Consider the following 15,642-nt stretch of genomic DNA (forward strand, 5'->3'; position numbering starts at 1 on the left):
ATTCAATTAGCTACTACCGATTACTAACGATTAACTAGACTCCCTAAATCAATCGCTTGAGATTGAGAGCGGTTTCATTCAATTGCTGAGTTCCTACCTTAGCTTGCGTGATACCGCTAGCAGTTTCTTTTGCCCCTTGATTGATCGTTTCCATTGCCTGAACAATCTGCTGGATGCCATCCAGCTGTTGCTTCAGATTAAGTGAGATCTGTTGGTTATTGAGAACCACCCGGTTAACTGCATCTGCTGCTCCAGCAAAGGCTTGCTCCGTTCTTCTTGCAATGTCTACGCCCGTAGAAACCGTTTTTGTGCCTTCCTCAGTCACCATGACAGTTGAGCTAATTGCATTCTGAATCTGAGACACCAGTTCGTTAATCTTGTCGGCAGATCTTTGGCTTTGGTCTGCCAACTTACGAATCTCGTTAGCAACGACAGTAAACCCTTTACCATGTTCGCCCGCTCGAACGGCCTCAACTGAAGAGTTAAGCGCCAGCATGTTGGTTTGGCTAGCAATATCAGACACCAGTTGAGAGATACTGCCAATTTGTTGGGCTTGCTCACTCAACTGCAACATTTGTTCGGCGATCGTTCCAACCTTTTTCTCCAGCATAAACATGCCTTCTAGGTTCTCTCCCACTGCCAGATTGCCCCCCTCTGTTAGCTCAAGTGCCCGTTTTGCTGCTGCTGCTGCTGCCTTGGCTTGTTCAGCCGACTGACGGAAGGATGCCTCTAACTCGTCCATCGTGGTAGTGGTTTCATTTACCGAAGCAGCTTGCTGGTGAGCAATTTGCTCCTGCTCCTCAACCGTCGTGGCAATCTCATTGGAAGAAGTCGTAATGTAGCCAATAGATTTCTGAAGTGCCCGACTAATTCCTGCCGTAATTAATCCACCCGAAACTATGGTTAACGCCGAAGCTGAGAGAGTACCAGCTACCGCTATCAGGAGCAAAGCATTTCCAGCAGCTTCCGCTTGACGCTTTTTTTCATTCAGAAGAGTCAGTTGTTCTTGCAAAATTGCATCTGTTGTTGAGTCTAAAGTAGACACTCTCAAGTTTTCTACGAGCTGAGTTGCTTGCTCAACTTGACCTGCTCTCACCAGAGAGAGCACGTCTTCCCCAACCGCTGCAAAGCTTTCGCCATCTGCTAATACAGCCTGCATTTTCTCTTTATCCTCGGGGTTTTCTAACACATCAAGGATTCCTATAGATGCTTGCTGATAGCGCTGAAATCCATCTTGATAAGCAGCTTGATAAGAATCAATTTGCTCAGGATTAACAATCGCTGCTCTCGTGATCCTAGCCATTCTGCCCAGACCAAGTGCCAATTGAGTGACTTGATTAATTGTGGTGTATGAAGCCTCTAGCTCTTCATTTCGCTTTTCCCGATCCAACGCATTCACGTAGGTAGCTCCACCCAAAATAAATAGCAGAATTAAAGGGGGCATGTATCCTAAGAAGATGCGAGTTCTAACCTTCAGACTATTGAAATTCTTCATCGTTACCCTAAAAATTCCTGCGGCATTGAATTGATTGATCAGTTGTAGTGAGTCGTTGAGCCTAACTGTTAAGTACTAGAGCCGCGCCATTTCTTTCAAAACCAGAACAGCATCGTTGAGTTGTTCTGTATCTGCCTTGGTGTGAACTCTATCTTTTGCTCAGGGATAAACATGCCCAGAAACTCTCTCTAGACCAATCGCTTGAGATTAAGAGCGGTTTCATTCAATTGCTGAGTTCCTACCTTGGCTTGCGTGATACCGCTAGCGGTTTCTTTTGCCCCTTGATTGATCGTTTCCATTGCTTGAACAATCTGCTGGATGCCATCTAACTGTTGCTTCAGATTAAGTGAGATTTGTTGGTTGTTGAGAACCACCTGATTGACTGCATCTGCTGCTCCGGTGAAGGCTTGCTCCGTTCTTCTTGCAATGTCTACGCCCGTAGAAACCGTTTTTGTGCCTTCCTCAGTCACCATCACGGTTGAGTTAATTGCATTCTGAATCTGAGACACCAGTTCGTTAATCTTGTCGGCAGATCTTTGGCTTTGGTCTGCTAACTTACGAATTTCGTTGGCAACGACAGTAAACCCTTTGCCATGTTCGCCTGCTCGAACTGCCTCAACCGAAGAGTTAAGCGCCAGCATGTTGGTTTGGCTAGCAATATCAGATACCAGTTGAGAGATACTGCCGATTTGTTGAGCTTGCTCACTCAGCTGCAACATTTGTTCGGCGATCGTTCCAACCTTCTTCTCCAGCATAAACATGCCTTCTAGGTTCTCTCCCACGGCTTGGTTGCCCCCCTCTGTTAGCTCAAGTGCCCGTTTCGCTGCTGCTGCTGCTGCCTTGGCTTGTTCAGCCGACTGACGGAATGATGCCTCTAACTCGTCCATCGTGGTAGTGGTTTCATTTACCGAAGCAGCTTGCTGGTGAGCAACTCGTTCCTGCTCTTCAACCGTCGTAGCAATCTCATTAGAGGAAGTGGTGATATCCCCAACAGACTGCTGCACTTTGCGGCTAATTCCAGAAGCAATCAAGAAGCCCAGAAATGCGGTAACGGCAGTTGCGACAGCAGCGCTCGCTATCACGACATTAAGTAGGAATTGTCTCGACGCTTCTCCTTCAATTCTTTTCTCTTCTAAAGCGGCAACTTCTTGATCTAAAATTCCCCTGACTGTCGTATCCATCTCATCCAGAATGATTGTAGTGACAAGCTCCTTGGACTCTTCAAATTGTCCCGCTTTTGACAGGGTGATAATTTGACCAGCTACTTCTTGTACTTCCTCAGCCTGCACCAAAACGGTATTCATTTGTTCAACAGTTGCAGGATCATCGAGCAGCGGAATCAGCTCCGCAGAAGCTTCTTGGAATGCCTTCAGTCCCTTCTCATAACCTTCCTGATAGTGAGGCTCATTTGGATCGATCACCTGTCCTCTCAACGCTCTAACCATTCGAGAAATTCCAAGTGCAGTCTGCTGTGCTTGAAAAACCGTGTTTTGAGCAACTTCAATTTCCTCGTTCAGTTTTTCTCTCTCTAAAACATACGAGTATGTCAGCCCGCTCAAGATGAGCAAAATTAGAACAGAGGGAAGATATCCCAAAAAGATACGTGTTCTGAGCTTTAAGTTGCCAAGGGTTGCCATCGTTTACTCCAAAATTTTTTGTGGGAACAACTAATCAGATATGGATAGATGCATTGAGGCAGTCAAGCTCTGAAGCGGATAGAGCTACGCCATTTCCTTTAAAACTGAAGCAGCATGGTTAAGCTGCTCAGTTCCTACTTTGGTTTGAGTTAAACCAGCGGCAGTTTCTTTTGCCCCCTGGTTAATCACTCCCATCGCTTGAACGATCTGCTGAATGCCGTCAAGTTGCTGCTTTAGATTCAGCGGGATTTGCTGATTACTCACAATCACATCGTTTACCGCATTTGCTACACCAGAAAAAGCTTGCATTGTTTCTCTAGCCATTTTCACTCTAGTCTTTACCGTTTCCGCCCTTTCTTCAGTTAGCATCACTGTTGAATTGATCGCATCCTGAATATTAGAAATTAGGGTACTAATCTTTTCGGAGGAGTACTACCAATGCGATCTGTAACTGAACAATGATGTTTTTGACTGACTTGAGAGGAGCTGTAGACATATCTAGAGAACCTGTGAATGGAAGAATGGTGAGAAAATGAATTCTCATGTTTGGCTTTATAGATAAACTGACAAATTACTATCACATTGAATTGCTCGATCTTCTAGTGTGGTAATCCTCTACCTGGAGGATTATGCTACGAGAGTTTTGCTTCAAATTAAACTTGGCTCTGCTCAAGTCGTCTCATCATAACTACGGAAAAATCACCCTAAATCAGGATGCTTTTAGTAGAAATAGTCGTATGGTCGGTCAACAAATTTGTGTAGAAAAAAAGGACAGCAAAAAGCTGCTTTGTAACCTAATCAGCTAACAGTTAAAAAGCTTTAACTTAACCTTTTAACGATTAAGTTGACATAGTAATTGACTGAATTACTTATAGTTTCAGCAGGGAATTGTTGAAGTTTGTACGAGTCTTGCCAAGCTGTAAGAACTAAAGCGTGGACAGGATGCATCCAAAATATGTAGTCTTGCACAAGACGTTATGGGAGGCAAATTGATCCTGAACTATCATCAAAACAGGGGTATTGGATGTATAAAATGCTACAGATAGAAGCTCGCTACTAGATTTTGCAAACTCTTCAGAGACTGATGATGCACCTGTGTCTCATACGTTCTTAGCGTTTTAGAGCGTGCAAGACATGTCATACACCCAGCCCAAATTGTATTGCGACTCTTTCTTCCTCAGCAAGGTCTTCTGGCAATTTTCATCAATCGTTCACACAGCATTGCTAGAAAACCCCTGATTGATAAGGAATGTGGAAGTACTCCCTGGAGGGGCATTTTTGCTAGGCTGAATGTAGCGGCTAATCTTTTAATGCTGTGCTCGCTCGTTCAATGCAATCAAATATTAAACAGCATTTGAAATAGGATACTGAGAATTTAATAGCAACTTAAGTACAGCATGACCCTAACTTTCTATGCCGTGCTTTGTATTCCACTCAAGTAAGAACTGCTATGTACAGGTTAGGACAAGAAAAAGGAGCAGGACTTAGCCCTACTCCTTTTTCTTATCCTAACTGAGGTGACTAGTGCTATAAAGCAAGAGATGCTTTAAGCGAGCTTCACCAAGATTGAGTCTCCCTCAACTTTCACATCATAGGTCTGCAGGGGTTCTTCGGCAGGACCCTGTGTCACATTTCCAGCTGGGTCAAACTCAGCATTGTGGCACGGACAGACAAAGGAATTGACAGCGGTGTGCCATTCTACAAGACATCCAGTGTGAGTACACTTTGGATTGACTGCGGTTGGAGCAGTTGGGTCATTAGCATTTCTCACAATCACAACAGCCACCTCAGGAGGAACGATCGCCCCAGATTGAGAAGCCTGTAGTGCGGTTAAGCTGCCCACTGGAATAAACCCATCGTCACGGGGTGCCATCTCTAGCGTTCCAGTCCCCTCACTAGGTGCTGCTTCAGGCGCTGCGGCTTGCTCTTCCTCCGGAGAACTCGTACAAGCTGCAATGGCGATAGGCAAGGAAGCAGAAATCCCAAACAAACCAACCCAGTTAATAAACTCGCGACGATCCATAAATCTCAAACCTCACTCTTAGTATGATCCGTTAACCTGAGACAACCTCATTTACTGAATAGGTTGTCCTTCAAATTTGAGAGCCTTGTCTCCGGCTTCTGCAAAAGCTCTAGCAAGCTCAAGATATTTTCGCCGTTCAGCCTCATCAATGATTCCGGCATGAATAAACTCACCGTCACTGTCTACGGCTGCTGGCGGCATACGATTCGACTCCATGACTCGTACAATCGTATGACGAATTGAGAGCGCCTGGTTTGGGTAATTCATGATGCCGAGTGGAGCAATAAACGAGGGGTTGCCAGGATTATGACAAGTTTGGCAATCGTGCTTGCGTGACTCTGCATCTAATGCACGGTAAGTCTGATCAAGTTCCTCAGTGTAGGGATTATCCTCGGAGAGCAAGTAGGAGAACAGCGTCACACGGGGTTCTTGTTGCCCGGTCTCACCAATCCAGGTCCAGCGACCATCCCACGTTCTGGAGTTGTAATCACGAGAGCGATCTTTTTCTGCTGAACGCAGCACGGCTTTGATTTTCCCTTGCTCTATCACCATAAGTACTTCAGGAGAAAACTGGAAAGATTCCCACTTTGTTCTGGAGTGCCAGTATGGATAGGGATATTCGCCTAGACCTAGATCATTACGATATTCATAGGGGAAATAGATAATCGTTTGCTGAGTTCCTGCATTCGCATCCCCAACCTGTTCGATTCTATAGTCACCCTTAAACATGAATACTGAGAGATATACTCGCCACATGACAAGGGGATGGAATCGAGTTGTCGTCCTTAAAGTCCTGATGTTGTAGTTGTTCCTTTGTAATTGAGTACCCCAAAGTACAGGAACGGCTGTAGCGTCGGACAGAATCTTAGAATCACCTAGCTTTTGTCCGCATTCATCACGAGCTGCCGAATCTGAAGGATCTGCTAACGGACAAGCAGCAATAACTTCTTTTGCAATCTCTTCGGCAAGTCTGGTTTCTGCATTAGCAGGTTGCCCACCACTCAAAAAGCCTGCGAAAAATACTCCAAGCATCGCAGCGATGGCTAGCAAGGCCATCAGAAGCGTTCGACGAAGCCTACGCCCTTCAAACATACAAATTCTCTCCGGCAATAATGCTGTGTGGTTTGGATCGCTATTTCAGCTTGCAACATCTATTTTTTAGAGTCTTAGTATCTGCGTTGCCGCAGCCCAGATCTGCTGCTAGCAGGTACTAGCAACAGGACTAAGATCAACGAGTCACTCAAAGCAGAGCGATCCATAAAATTTTGAGAAACAGCTTGGTTGCAAACTATCTCTCGATATAGTCTGGAGCCACTTTTTCAGAACGGCTGCCACTCAAAGTATCTTTCATAGAGCGTTGACGAGATAGGCTTGTCATGCTCATTCCTGTAACTAATAATCCTGCTAGACCCAATCCATTGAGGAGGGGGTAAATCCCTTGTAATCCAAAGATTCTACCTGAATGAACCTGAACTAGAAACCCCGCCACGCTATTCAGGGAAAGCCATTCGCTAAAAATGGGGTAAGCCATTCCTGAAATTATGGTCAGTGCTAGGGGCAAGCACATGATTATGGCAAGTTGTCGATGATAACGGCGAAAAGCACTGCTTAATCTCATTTTGCACTCCACTATGATGCAGGACGGAACAGCGAGCAGCAGGCAATCAACTTAATAAACTCGCGAGATAACTAGACACAAGTTTTTACCTAGCGATCGCCACTTAGAACTAGTCGCAATTCGCTACAAACTAGACCCAGGAAAATTGGATCAACCAATGTCTTTCAAAGGGCTGTTAGTCTGCTATGAAGAAGCTTGTGGTCGTGTCTCAGTGCTTTTAAATTGACTACTAATAACTCACAAAAACGCCTATTCACGTATCTGCGAGGGAACTACACTATTGCTCCATTTGAGCAGGGAAAGTAGTCCTGCGCTGCACAGATAGGTGAGTCAATTCCGCACTCAAAAAGCTATTCGGCTCCAAGTAGCCTTGCTCAACAGTCACTATGAAAGGTAGTGAAGGTGGAAGCTAACAACAGCCCAGCGTATTAAAAAGACTGGACTGACTGAGCCTAGTAGATGCTTTTGCACTTTAGTGTCCTCGGGTTGGCGTTGATTAACTCAAATTCTCCGTTTCAGAGAAAATTTTTCTGAACCTTGACCGTACTGGCGAAGGTCGAACTTCAATTTCCCATGAGATATTAGTAGGTCATGGAAGTACGTGTAAGTATTAATTACGACAAAATAATGAAAAATGCAAGACACATCTTGCTTAAGATAGTTGTCAATTTGCTTTTTCAAACTCTGGATAAGCAGATTAAGTAGAAATCAGATAGCTAGTAGACCGTCTATTATAGAAAGAAACTGCAAAGATCCTTGAAGCGAGAATCTTTTGCTATTTAGAACATGGTAGTTTCAACAGCAGAAGGTATGACAGCTCTTTATTCCGCTTGTTTGCTTAGAGTGCGGAATTATACTCTAATGTATGAAATTATACTTATACTTTTTAGATGGCTACTCCTATACAGATAATGACTTTGGTTACGCAAGCAGTATCTTTGCGGCTCGAAATCGCTACTTCAACGCTCCTGTCCTAAGCTTTAGAGTAGAGGAAAGATTTTGAGTTCTTTTTGATAAGCTAATACAAGGTTTTCCAAGGCTTTCTCCCATTTTTGGGCAACTAACGGCTAAGCGAAAAGCAGAACTACCAACTAGGTTTGTACTCAGCTCCCTAACCGCACCAAACTGCCGCTTTCGTCAACCCAGCGAAACTTCTATAACCTTTCTCTAAAAAGAGGCTACGGATGGAAGGGCACCCCGCACTGTGGGGTGCCCTTCCATCCGTAGCCCTAATTTTTGGAATGGGTACAAGCTGAACGAAAGAGTCCTGTTAGCCTCAAAAGGTGGGGTAAAAGTGAGAAAAAATGCCAAATTGCTGAAGGAAAGCAACTACTCTATCTAAATACCCTGCCCTTTGTGCTGCCCTCTGCGTTGCCCCATGGTTGTCATTCATGAAAATCAAAGTCATCAACCCCAACACGACTGCTAGCATGACCGAAAAGATCGGCATCGCGGCTTGCAGAGTCGCTAGTCCTGGCACTGAGATTATTGCTTGCAATCCAACCACGGGTCCAGTTTCAATCGAAGGACACTACGACGAAGCTCTGAGTGTGGTAGGAATCTTGGAGGAAATTCGCAAAGGGGAAACAGAGGGGGTTGATGGTTATGTGATTGCCTGTTTTGGTGATCCGGGGCTGCTTGCGGCACGTGAATTGGCAAAAGGTCCGGTTTTAGGAATTGCCGAAGCTGCCATGCACGCTGCCACTTTTGTGGCAACAGGATTTTCCATTGTGACGACGTTAAGCCGCACTCAAATCATTGCTCAACATCTGGTCGAACGCTATGGCATGACTCACTTTTGTCGCAAAATTCGAGCTATTAACCTGCCCGTTCTCAGTTTAGAAGCAGATTCATTCGCTAAAACAATGATTCTGAAGGAGTGCCAAATTGCGCTAAAAGAAGATGGCTGCGGGGCGATCGCCCTGGGCTGCGGCGGCATGGCTGACCTGGCGACTGAGATCAGCAGCCAGCTTGGCATTCCAGTAATTGATGGCGTGAGTGTGGCGGTGAAATTTGTGGAGATGTTAGTCAGTCTAGGACTGACCACCAGTAAAGTTGGCGACCTGGCATATCCGATCGCCAAACCCTATATGGGAATGCTGTCTGCCTTTGCTCCCCAATAACTTTCAGGATGCAGCCGATGATTACTACTTCGCTCCTTTCTATTAATGGCGATCGCCTCAACGACAGCATCAACCGTCTAGCCCGAATTGGTAAACAGCCCAGTGGCAGCATTTGTCGCCTGGCCTTTACCCCAGAAGACTTGCAGGCTCGCTATCTGGTGCAGCAGTGGATGGTTGAGGCAGGCATGAGCGTCAAAACAGACGCAGCCGGAAACCTGATCGGCACCTACGCTGGCAAAGAGAACATCCCTGCCCTGGCGACTGGCTCTCACATTGATACGGTTCCATCAGGGGGACGCTTTGATGGCGTTTTGGGTGTGCTGGCTGGAATTGAGGTGGTACGAACCTTGCGGGAAAATGATCTGCGCCTAAGTCATCCGATTCAAGTCATTGTTTTCACCGATGAGGAGAGCAGCATGATTGGTTCTCAGGCGATCGCCGGAACCGTTCTGCTTAACGCTCCTGAACAGTACAAACCCAAAGTAGGCGAATCAATCCAGGCGTGCCTGGAAAACCTGGGCGGCAACTGGGACGACCTGGCTACCGCCAAACGCACTCGCGCAGACTTGACCGCCTTTGTAGAACTGCACGTCGAGCAAGGCGCAGTCTTAGAAAACACTCAAGCTCAGATCGGAGTCGTCCAGGGTGTCGTCGGAATGGTGCGTGAGGCGATCGCCATTACCGGTCAAGCAAACCATGCAGGCACGACTCCAATGGATACACGCCAAGATGCCCTCGTTGCTGCTGCCCAAATTGTCCTAGCCGTTCAGGAAATTGCTCGACAAATGCCTAGCCGACCCGTTGCCACCGTTGGCTACCTGACAGTTTCCCCAAACGCGGTAAATATTGTGCCCGGTCAGGTCGAGCTAACCGTAGACATGCGCGACTTGTCGAAAGACTGCCTGAATCAAATGCAGATGCAGCTCAAGCAGGCTGTGGAAGCGATCGCCGCCGCCACCCACACCGCTATTCAAATCACGCCGCTGCTCAATGTTGAGCCCACTCCCGCAATGCCCCAGATTCAAGACACGATCGAATTAGTCTGCCGAGAACTGGGGTCAAGCTACTGCTACTTGCCCAGCCGTGCCGGACACGATGCCCTGGAAGTTGGTCGAATCACCGACATGGGCATGATTTTTGTGCCTAGCCAATCGGGGGTTAGCCACTCTGAAGCCGAATACACTTCTCCCCAACAGTGCGTTCAGGGTGGAAATGTGCTACTGCACACGCTGCTGAAGTTAGACAAGATCTATTAGGTTATGATCGTACATAGCACAGGAAATAAAGTTTAGGCTAGAGCGTTTTATCTCAATTTTGGCGAAAATTCTCATCAAAATTGTGATATGAGATACGCTAGCTTCTACAAGGATGCATTACAGTATGCCTATGAGAAAGTCGAGTTTGTACAGCATTTCTTAAGCAAGTTCACGCTGGCAAGCGCTTTCTGTTCACCTCAAAGCCGCTCTGGCTGTGCGATTCACTGCTTTATCAGTAATTTCACCAATTCGGGAACCTGAAGGACTGTAAACACTTCTTGATGTAAATGTGAAGCACTGCCCGATCTAGATCACAGAGCGATCGCCGCTCAAAAATCTAGCTCCAAAGCTCTATCTAAATCTGCTCTAACTCTCAAGAGTACTGGTATGACTTCTATTCGTGAAATCGTCGGACAAACGCTGGAAACTGGCTACCTGCCTTTAGAGGCGGAAGATCAGCTGCGGAGACTGCTCCAGCAGACCAAGTATGGCTGGGAAGACCTGAATGCCTTTATCAAGCTCCAACAGGCAGCAATGGAAGGGCAAATTCGTCAGGAGTCACGTGAAGCAGACGAACTTCATTATCTCCTCGTCAACTCATAATTCCTCCGGATGAGTTTGGCATTTCTTTGCTAAATTCATTCCGTAAAAGATTATTCGGGGTTTGCCCTGGAACTTCTTTTAGATCTGCAATGCTTTTAGGCTAAGGGAAAGAGGGAGTAGAAGTTGATTGGCTTTTTCCCTTTGCGTTTCATCCCCTTCCTGGAAGTGTTGTTTTTATTATTTTTAGCAGTGCTAGCTTTCTGAAAAGACGGGTTGATAGAGATTAAAAATTTGTTGCGATGGTAGATGCTCTGACAGAGACGCAATGAATTGTACCTGTACAAGCAGACTTAAGTTTTGAATAAATTGCTTTAGGATTGAGGGGTCTATACTGAGTAGTTCCTACTGCAATTTAACCACTGAGGGTTGCAATGTCAGAATTTGCTCTTCCCCAACCTCCTGTATTTGAGCGCGTTGAAGACGAACGACTACACCGCAAACAGCGCTTGGCAGCTGCATTTCGTTTGTTCGCTCGCTATGGTTTTGATGAAGGCATCGCAGGACACATCACAGTACGCGATCCCGAATTTCCTGACCACTTTTGGGTCAATCCCTTTGGCATGTATTTTGGTCAAATTCGGGTGTCTGATCTGATTCTGGTCAGCAGTGACGGTGATGTCATTAAGGGAAATCAGCCCGTTAACCAGGCAGCTTTTGCGATTCATGCACCGATTCATGCTCATCGCCCTGATGTTGTAGCGGCGGCGCATTCTCACTCGACCTATGGCAAGGCGTGGTCTACGTTTGGCAGGACGCTTGATCCCCTAACCCAAGATGCCTGCTCGTTTTATCAAGACCATGCGGTGTTTTCAGACTATACGGGTGTGGTGCTGGATACTTCTGAGGGCGATCGCATTGCCGCAACTCTGGGCGATCGCAAAGCTGTCATCCTACAAAATCACGGACTATTAACCGTCGGGCATTCCGTTGATGAAGCTGCCTGGTGGTTTATCACGATGGAGCGATCCTGCCAGGTGCAGATGATGGCAGAAGCGGCAGGCAATCCTATCCTGATCAAGCCAGAAATTGCTCAGCTTGCCCAAACTCAGGTTGGTACGCCCTCTTCTGGCTGGTTTTGCTTTCAGCCGCTCTACGACAAGATTGTGCGCGAAGAATCTGACCTGCTGGAATAATCAGCTTTGAGTAGACCTAACCCGCAGGTGGTTCGTCGGCTTGTGGAGCAGGAGCCTGACAAGATTCAGCGGTGTGGTCAAATTTGACTGTGACCACGTAAACCTGATTGGCATCCGATTCGTTCTCAAACTCGTAAGTGGCAACTGTCTCCAACGCCTTCTGATTAAACAACTGATAGCCAGAGCTTTGAACCAGTTTGGGTTCGCCAACCAGCTTATTCTCATTGTCTACCACGACTCCATACACAGCCGCAGGTTCAACTTCTAGTGGACAAGCTTCTGCCGGATAGACCGCAGCAATTTCCATCGACTTCCATTCACTATCGGCTCCCTCTTCGACCTGAGTTTCAAACCATTCAACGAAGGTTGTTCTGGCTTCCTCCTGGGTCGTTCCGCTAGAGTCAGCGCCCAGACGAGCGATCGCCGCTCGACGTTGAGCGATCGAATCCTGTAGCCGCTGTTCTGCGGTGCGGTTGTCTTGAGGACGTGGATTGTCTTCTGGCACAGGACTCGAACCGGTACCCGCCCTGCCTGTGAGGTTATCTAAATCAGGATTTCGAGCCACGCCAGGGTTGGTCGGTGCAACAGTTCCGGGTGAAGGCGAAGGTGAGGGAGAAGCGGACGGCATTGGCGACGGTGAAACAGAGGTCGAGGGAAAGGTCGAGGGTGTCTGTCTGGTTGCTGGAGGACCAGGCGGCGGCTCATAGGATGGATAAAGATCGGGCGAAAAGGGTGGGAACGGCGGAAAAAGCTGAGACGGCGGAGCCTGATTGGGCACCGGCGTGAGTGAATATAAATCAGACTCGGAAAGCGGTGGCAGTTCCAGACTTGGCGTGGAGAAATCTGGAACGCGGGCTAGCTCCTCGGGCGATAGCTCTACAACCCCAACGGTGCGCTGATCATCTGCCTCTTCCGCCAAAAATGAAGACGGCAAAATTGGCAGAACACCCCACAGCAGCCCATGAACACCTATCGAGAGGGCAGTTGCAATCCAGCCAGGCTGACGCACAACCTGACTCAGGGTTGGGCCAATAGAGCGAGCGAAGGAAGATCGGAACATAGCAAGTGGAGGACTCTGTTCAAGCTAGGGGGCAAGGAATTTCAGATGAATGGGGTAGATAGCGACCAAGCGTACTGACCAAGCGTACTAGATTTACGTTCCTGTCTGACAGCCCAGGAGCGGGAACGTCTGGATATCCCTTGTAGTTTTTTCTTCATCCTTATCCTAAATCCGCCCGGTGAACCTGGGCGATCAGTAAAGAAAAGTAGGGGAGTTTGAGCTGAGGGCGATCGCTTAGATCAGCGTAGATTACCTGCTCAGGTAATGTAGCTCGTTCTACCACATAGCTTTGCTGAAGCAGTCCGTGCCGATTGAGCACTGCCCAGACCTGCTCATAGACAGAACTTACCTTTAGTAAAACGACTACGTCGGCAGTAGCGATCGCAGTTTCCAAATCTGCAACGGTGTGAAGAGCAGGCAAAACAATTAAGCGTTGATTCCAGAGAGTCAATGGAAGTCCCAGTGCTGCCGTTGCTGCCAGCGGCGAACAAATGCCGGGGATCGTCTGCACCTCAACTTCAGGATGAGAATGCAGCAGCGTTTGCGCTAGATAGGTAAAGGTGCTGTAGAAGCTCACATCTCCTTCGGACACAAATGCTACGTCCTGCCCCTGCATCAGGTATTGCCAAACCTGCTCGGCTGCTGCTTGCCATGCTTCGGTTAAAGTTTTGGACTCTTGCACGTAAGGAAAATTTAGCGCCAAATGTACCTGCTCAGGCTGAAGCCACTCCTGTACAATTCGTTCTGCGATCCCCAATTTTCCAGACAGCCCGGCCGGAAATGCAACTACAGGAACGCACTTAAGCAGGCGAAGCCCCTTCAAAGTGATCAACTCTGGATCACCTGGACCAACGCCAACGCCGTACAGCTTTCCCAAATAAGAATCAGTCATGGTGTTTAGAATTAGCGATCGCCTCCTTCCACAATCCACCCAACAGCTCACCTGATTGAATGAATTTGCCTTGCCTTAAGACCTTAAACTAGAAATTGACAAACCTAAACCTAAAAGCATACGCATCGTACAAACGATAAGGATTCCACCTGGAATGCTTGAGCCAGAGGAGAGTGTCCGAGCGAGCGAGACGATGCATTTCAAAATTGTATTAGCCTGTTCCAAGCTGAAATTTGAAACCCAAAAATTCTAAGTCCAGTAAAACTTTTGTATATACAACAGCTCGTTTGACAGAGTTATGAATCAGATTGCTCAACGACTAGCCGAAATCGATCGCAAACATTCTCAGCGCTACATTGAACTCGATCCGGGTGGTTATTTCATCATCTACTTAGATCGGGAGGAGGAGTTAATTTGCGTCAAGCATTTCACCAACGTGATCAGTGAAAAAGGACTGGCACTTGATCCAGAGACGGGCAAACCCATTCCTGTGCGGGGCAAAGTCGAACGAACGGCTAACGCTGTATTTAGCGGCAGAACCGCTAAAGAACTTTGCATCAAACTGTTTGAAGAGATGAAACCTCCCCTGGTCAACTACCTCGACCACGCTGCCTATCTGGGAAGAGAATTGGTGCGGGCAGAGACAGCCTTAGTCAGCGGGGAGGAATATATACAGGACTAAAGTAAACAAGGGAAATTTTTTGTTCGCTTAGCGAACAAAAAATTTCCCTCACAGAATTAGCCCTGAAGAATCTGGTACAGGTAGTAGGTTGCCATTGGAATGACCGTTGCAGCAACTAGGAAACCCACAACCCAGATGGTTGCGTTACTTTTTTCGGTGTCCTCAGGGGTGGCGAAGGTGCCTTCAACCAGGACAGTGTTGTCTACGACAGGTGGTCCGGGATCAGGCTGACCAGAGAGAACCGCAACCAGGCGATCGCTTGCATCCAAAAATGCCTGATTGTACTTGTTGTCTTGGCGCAACGGCACCATAACCGTTTCCTGAGCTACACTTTGGGCAATTTCATCATTTAAAGTTGCTTTGACGCGATCGCCCGTCCGAATCGCAACATTATTAGTGACGTTGTCTAACACCAGCAACGTTTGATTGGCTTGCGCTTCAGGGGTAGGGAACCACTGCTCAAAAAGCTGATCGGCAAAGCTCTGGATCGTCTCCCCATAATCGAGCCGATGCACCGTTACAAATCGAACTTCGTTGCCTGTCGACTGGGCGAGCTTTTCTAATTCACCGCTGATTCTGCCTTCGTTCAAACGGCTTAAGATTTCTGCTTCGTCAACGACCCAGGTGGGATCGCCCGCTGCTAATCTTGGCATACTGTAAACGCTTGTGGCATAAGCAGGTGCAGCGCTGACTTGAGCAACAAAAATCAGTCCTACAGCCGCTAGCAGCAACCCACGCAGAAGCTTTGCCAAGGTTGAAGTAAGAGAAGAGAGGAGCATATTTATGAGTCCATATTTATCTTTTGTTACTTATCTCTCAAAATACTATACTGCTGTGCTAAGTAACTATGAATTAAATCAACCCTTAATTTTGCTCAAGAGCAAACAGGAATCCTGCTTTCCCTTACTTTTCAGGGCGTTGCACAAATTGAGAAGGACGCGGAAATTCCCGACATGCGAATCGCCTGCTGTAGGGGCACGGCATTGCCGTGTCCCTACGAAAATCATTAGACTTCTTGCACGAATCAGCAAGCGAGAGCCAACTCAAAGTTGAGGATGCCTGCGAGCAAATGCACTCTGCGCGTGAAGTGCCGTCGCCGATTGCGATAGCGCCCCGATAA

At 47.3% G+C, this 15,642-nt stretch carries 14 protein-coding genes; 5 read left to right on the forward strand and 9 right to left on the reverse strand.

The window, feature by feature from the left end:
- Positions 1 to 43: 43 nt before the first annotated feature.
- The 6 genes from H6G00_RS10525 to H6G00_RS10550 all read right to left on the reverse strand — a co-directional run bounded on the left by H6G00_RS10525 (position 44) and on the right by H6G00_RS10550 (position 6,773).
- Entirely contained in the window at positions 44 to 1,495 is a 1,452-nt protein-coding gene (locus tag H6G00_RS10525; RefSeq protein WP_199318422.1) for a methyl-accepting chemotaxis protein, read from the reverse strand.
- A gap of 188 nt (positions 1,496 to 1,683) precedes the next feature.
- Positions 1,684 to 3,132 carry a methyl-accepting chemotaxis protein gene (locus H6G00_RS10530; RefSeq protein ID WP_199318423.1) on the reverse strand — a complete coding sequence of 483 codons (1,449 nt, stop codon included), beginning with the start codon at positions 3,130 to 3,132 and terminating at the stop codon, positions 1,684 to 1,686.
- Positions 3,133 to 3,216: 84 nt separating this feature from the next.
- A complete protein-coding gene (locus H6G00_RS10535) occupies positions 3,217 to 3,456 on the reverse strand; it encodes a hypothetical protein (protein WP_190796693.1) in 240 nt (79 codons plus the stop codon).
- 1,222 nt (positions 3,457 to 4,678) lie between these two features.
- On the reverse strand, positions 4,679 to 5,155 hold the full coding sequence (locus tag H6G00_RS10540) for a Rieske (2Fe-2S) protein (protein ID WP_190642937.1): 477 nt from the start codon (positions 5,153 to 5,155) through the stop codon (positions 4,679 to 4,681).
- A 51-nt stretch (positions 5,156 to 5,206) separates the two neighbouring features.
- Complete coding sequence (locus H6G00_RS10545) at positions 5,207 to 6,247, reverse strand: hypothetical protein (RefSeq protein ID WP_190642938.1); 1,041 nt, start codon at positions 6,245 to 6,247, stop codon at positions 5,207 to 5,209.
- 196 nt (positions 6,248 to 6,443) lie between these two features.
- The gene (locus tag H6G00_RS10550) at positions 6,444 to 6,773 is read right to left on the reverse strand and encodes a peptidase (protein WP_190642939.1); all 330 of its coding nucleotides are present in this window, start codon (positions 6,771 to 6,773) and stop codon (positions 6,444 to 6,446) included.
- 1,391 nt (positions 6,774 to 8,164) lie between these two features.
- Between H6G00_RS10550 and H6G00_RS10555 the strand changes: the two genes are divergently transcribed.
- The 4 genes from H6G00_RS10555 to H6G00_RS10570 all read left to right on the forward strand — a co-directional run bounded on the left by H6G00_RS10555 (position 8,165) and on the right by H6G00_RS10570 (position 11,888).
- A complete protein-coding gene (locus tag H6G00_RS10555) occupies positions 8,165 to 8,896 on the forward strand; it encodes an aspartate/glutamate racemase family protein (RefSeq protein WP_277881865.1) in 732 nt (243 codons plus the stop codon).
- Between the two features lie 17 nt (positions 8,897 to 8,913).
- A complete protein-coding gene (locus tag H6G00_RS10560) occupies positions 8,914 to 10,152 on the forward strand; it encodes a Zn-dependent hydrolase (RefSeq protein WP_190796695.1) in 1,239 nt (412 codons plus the stop codon).
- A gap of 387 nt (positions 10,153 to 10,539) precedes the next feature.
- On the forward strand, positions 10,540 to 10,755 hold the full coding sequence (locus H6G00_RS10565; protein WP_190642943.1) for a hypothetical protein: 216 nt from the start codon (positions 10,540 to 10,542) through the stop codon (positions 10,753 to 10,755).
- Positions 10,756 to 11,126: 371 nt separating this feature from the next.
- Positions 11,127 to 11,888 (forward strand): class II aldolase/adducin family protein, encoded by a 762-nt coding sequence (locus H6G00_RS10570; RefSeq protein ID WP_190642944.1) that lies wholly within the window; start codon positions 11,127 to 11,129, stop codon positions 11,886 to 11,888.
- A gap of 16 nt (positions 11,889 to 11,904) precedes the next feature.
- Here the strand turns inward: H6G00_RS10570 and H6G00_RS10575 are convergent, their stop codons facing one another.
- Both H6G00_RS10575 and H6G00_RS10580 read right to left on the reverse strand, forming a co-directional pair.
- Entirely contained in the window at positions 11,905 to 12,948 is a 1,044-nt protein-coding gene (locus tag H6G00_RS10575) for a hypothetical protein (RefSeq protein ID WP_190796696.1), read from the reverse strand.
- 160 nt (positions 12,949 to 13,108) lie between these two features.
- Positions 13,109 to 13,840 carry a precorrin-2 C(20)-methyltransferase gene (locus H6G00_RS10580; protein WP_190796697.1) on the reverse strand — a complete coding sequence of 244 codons (732 nt, stop codon included), beginning with the start codon at positions 13,838 to 13,840 and terminating at the stop codon, positions 13,109 to 13,111.
- Positions 13,841 to 14,138: 298 nt separating this feature from the next.
- On the opposite strand from H6G00_RS10580, the gene H6G00_RS10585 reads away from it, so the two are divergent.
- Entirely contained in the window at positions 14,139 to 14,522 is a 384-nt protein-coding gene (locus H6G00_RS10585) for a DUF4346 domain-containing protein (RefSeq protein WP_190680127.1), read from the forward strand.
- 56 nt (positions 14,523 to 14,578) lie between these two features.
- Here the strand turns inward: H6G00_RS10585 and H6G00_RS10590 are convergent, their stop codons facing one another.
- The gene (locus H6G00_RS10590; RefSeq protein ID WP_190796698.1) at positions 14,579 to 15,301 is read right to left on the reverse strand and encodes a TPM domain-containing protein; all 723 of its coding nucleotides are present in this window, start codon (positions 15,299 to 15,301) and stop codon (positions 14,579 to 14,581) included.
- Positions 15,302 to 15,642 lie beyond the last annotated feature (341 nt).

The organism is Leptolyngbya sp. FACHB-541, assembly GCF_014695875.1.
GTDB lineage: Bacteria > Cyanobacteriota > Cyanobacteriia > Elainellales > Elainellaceae > JAAUTN01.

Excerpts from the sequence above, each read along its gene's own strand:
- H6G00_RS10565 (WP_190642943.1), top strand. The coding sequence starts at position 10,540 with ATGACTTCTATTCGTGAAATCGTCGGACAAACGCTGGAAACTGGCTAC.
- H6G00_RS10525 (WP_199318422.1), bottom strand. The coding sequence starts at position 1,495 with ATGAAGAATTTCAATAGTCTGAAGGTTAGAACTCGCATCTTCTTAGGA.
- H6G00_RS10545 (WP_190642938.1), bottom strand. The coding sequence starts at position 6,247 with ATGTTTGAAGGGCGTAGGCTTCGTCGAACGCTTCTGATGGCCTTGCTA.
- H6G00_RS10575 (WP_190796696.1), bottom strand. The coding sequence starts at position 12,948 with ATGTTCCGATCTTCCTTCGCTCGCTCTATTGGCCCAACCCTGAGTCAG.
- H6G00_RS10560 (WP_190796695.1), top strand. The coding sequence starts at position 8,914 with ATGATTACTACTTCGCTCCTTTCTATTAATGGCGATCGCCTCAACGAC.
- H6G00_RS10555 (WP_277881865.1), top strand. The coding sequence starts at position 8,165 with ATGAAAATCAAAGTCATCAACCCCAACACGACTGCTAGCATGACCGAA.
- H6G00_RS10540 (WP_190642937.1), bottom strand. The coding sequence starts at position 5,155 with ATGGATCGTCGCGAGTTTATTAACTGGGTTGGTTTGTTTGGGATTTCT.
- H6G00_RS10535 (WP_190796693.1), bottom strand. The coding sequence starts at position 3,456 with ATGGCTAGAGAAACAATGCAAGCTTTTTCTGGTGTAGCAAATGCGGTA.
- H6G00_RS10585 (WP_190680127.1), top strand. The coding sequence starts at position 14,139 with ATGAATCAGATTGCTCAACGACTAGCCGAAATCGATCGCAAACATTCT.
- H6G00_RS10530 (WP_199318423.1), bottom strand. The coding sequence starts at position 3,132 with ATGGCAACCCTTGGCAACTTAAAGCTCAGAACACGTATCTTTTTGGGA.
- H6G00_RS10590 (WP_190796698.1), bottom strand. The coding sequence starts at position 15,301 with ATGCTCCTCTCTTCTCTTACTTCAACCTTGGCAAAGCTTCTGCGTGGG.
- H6G00_RS10580 (WP_190796697.1), bottom strand. The coding sequence starts at position 13,840 with ATGACTGATTCTTATTTGGGAAAGCTGTACGGCGTTGGCGTTGGTCCA.
- H6G00_RS10550 (WP_190642939.1), bottom strand. The coding sequence starts at position 6,773 with ATGAGATTAAGCAGTGCTTTTCGCCGTTATCATCGACAACTTGCCATA.
- H6G00_RS10570 (WP_190642944.1), top strand. The coding sequence starts at position 11,127 with ATGTCAGAATTTGCTCTTCCCCAACCTCCTGTATTTGAGCGCGTTGAA.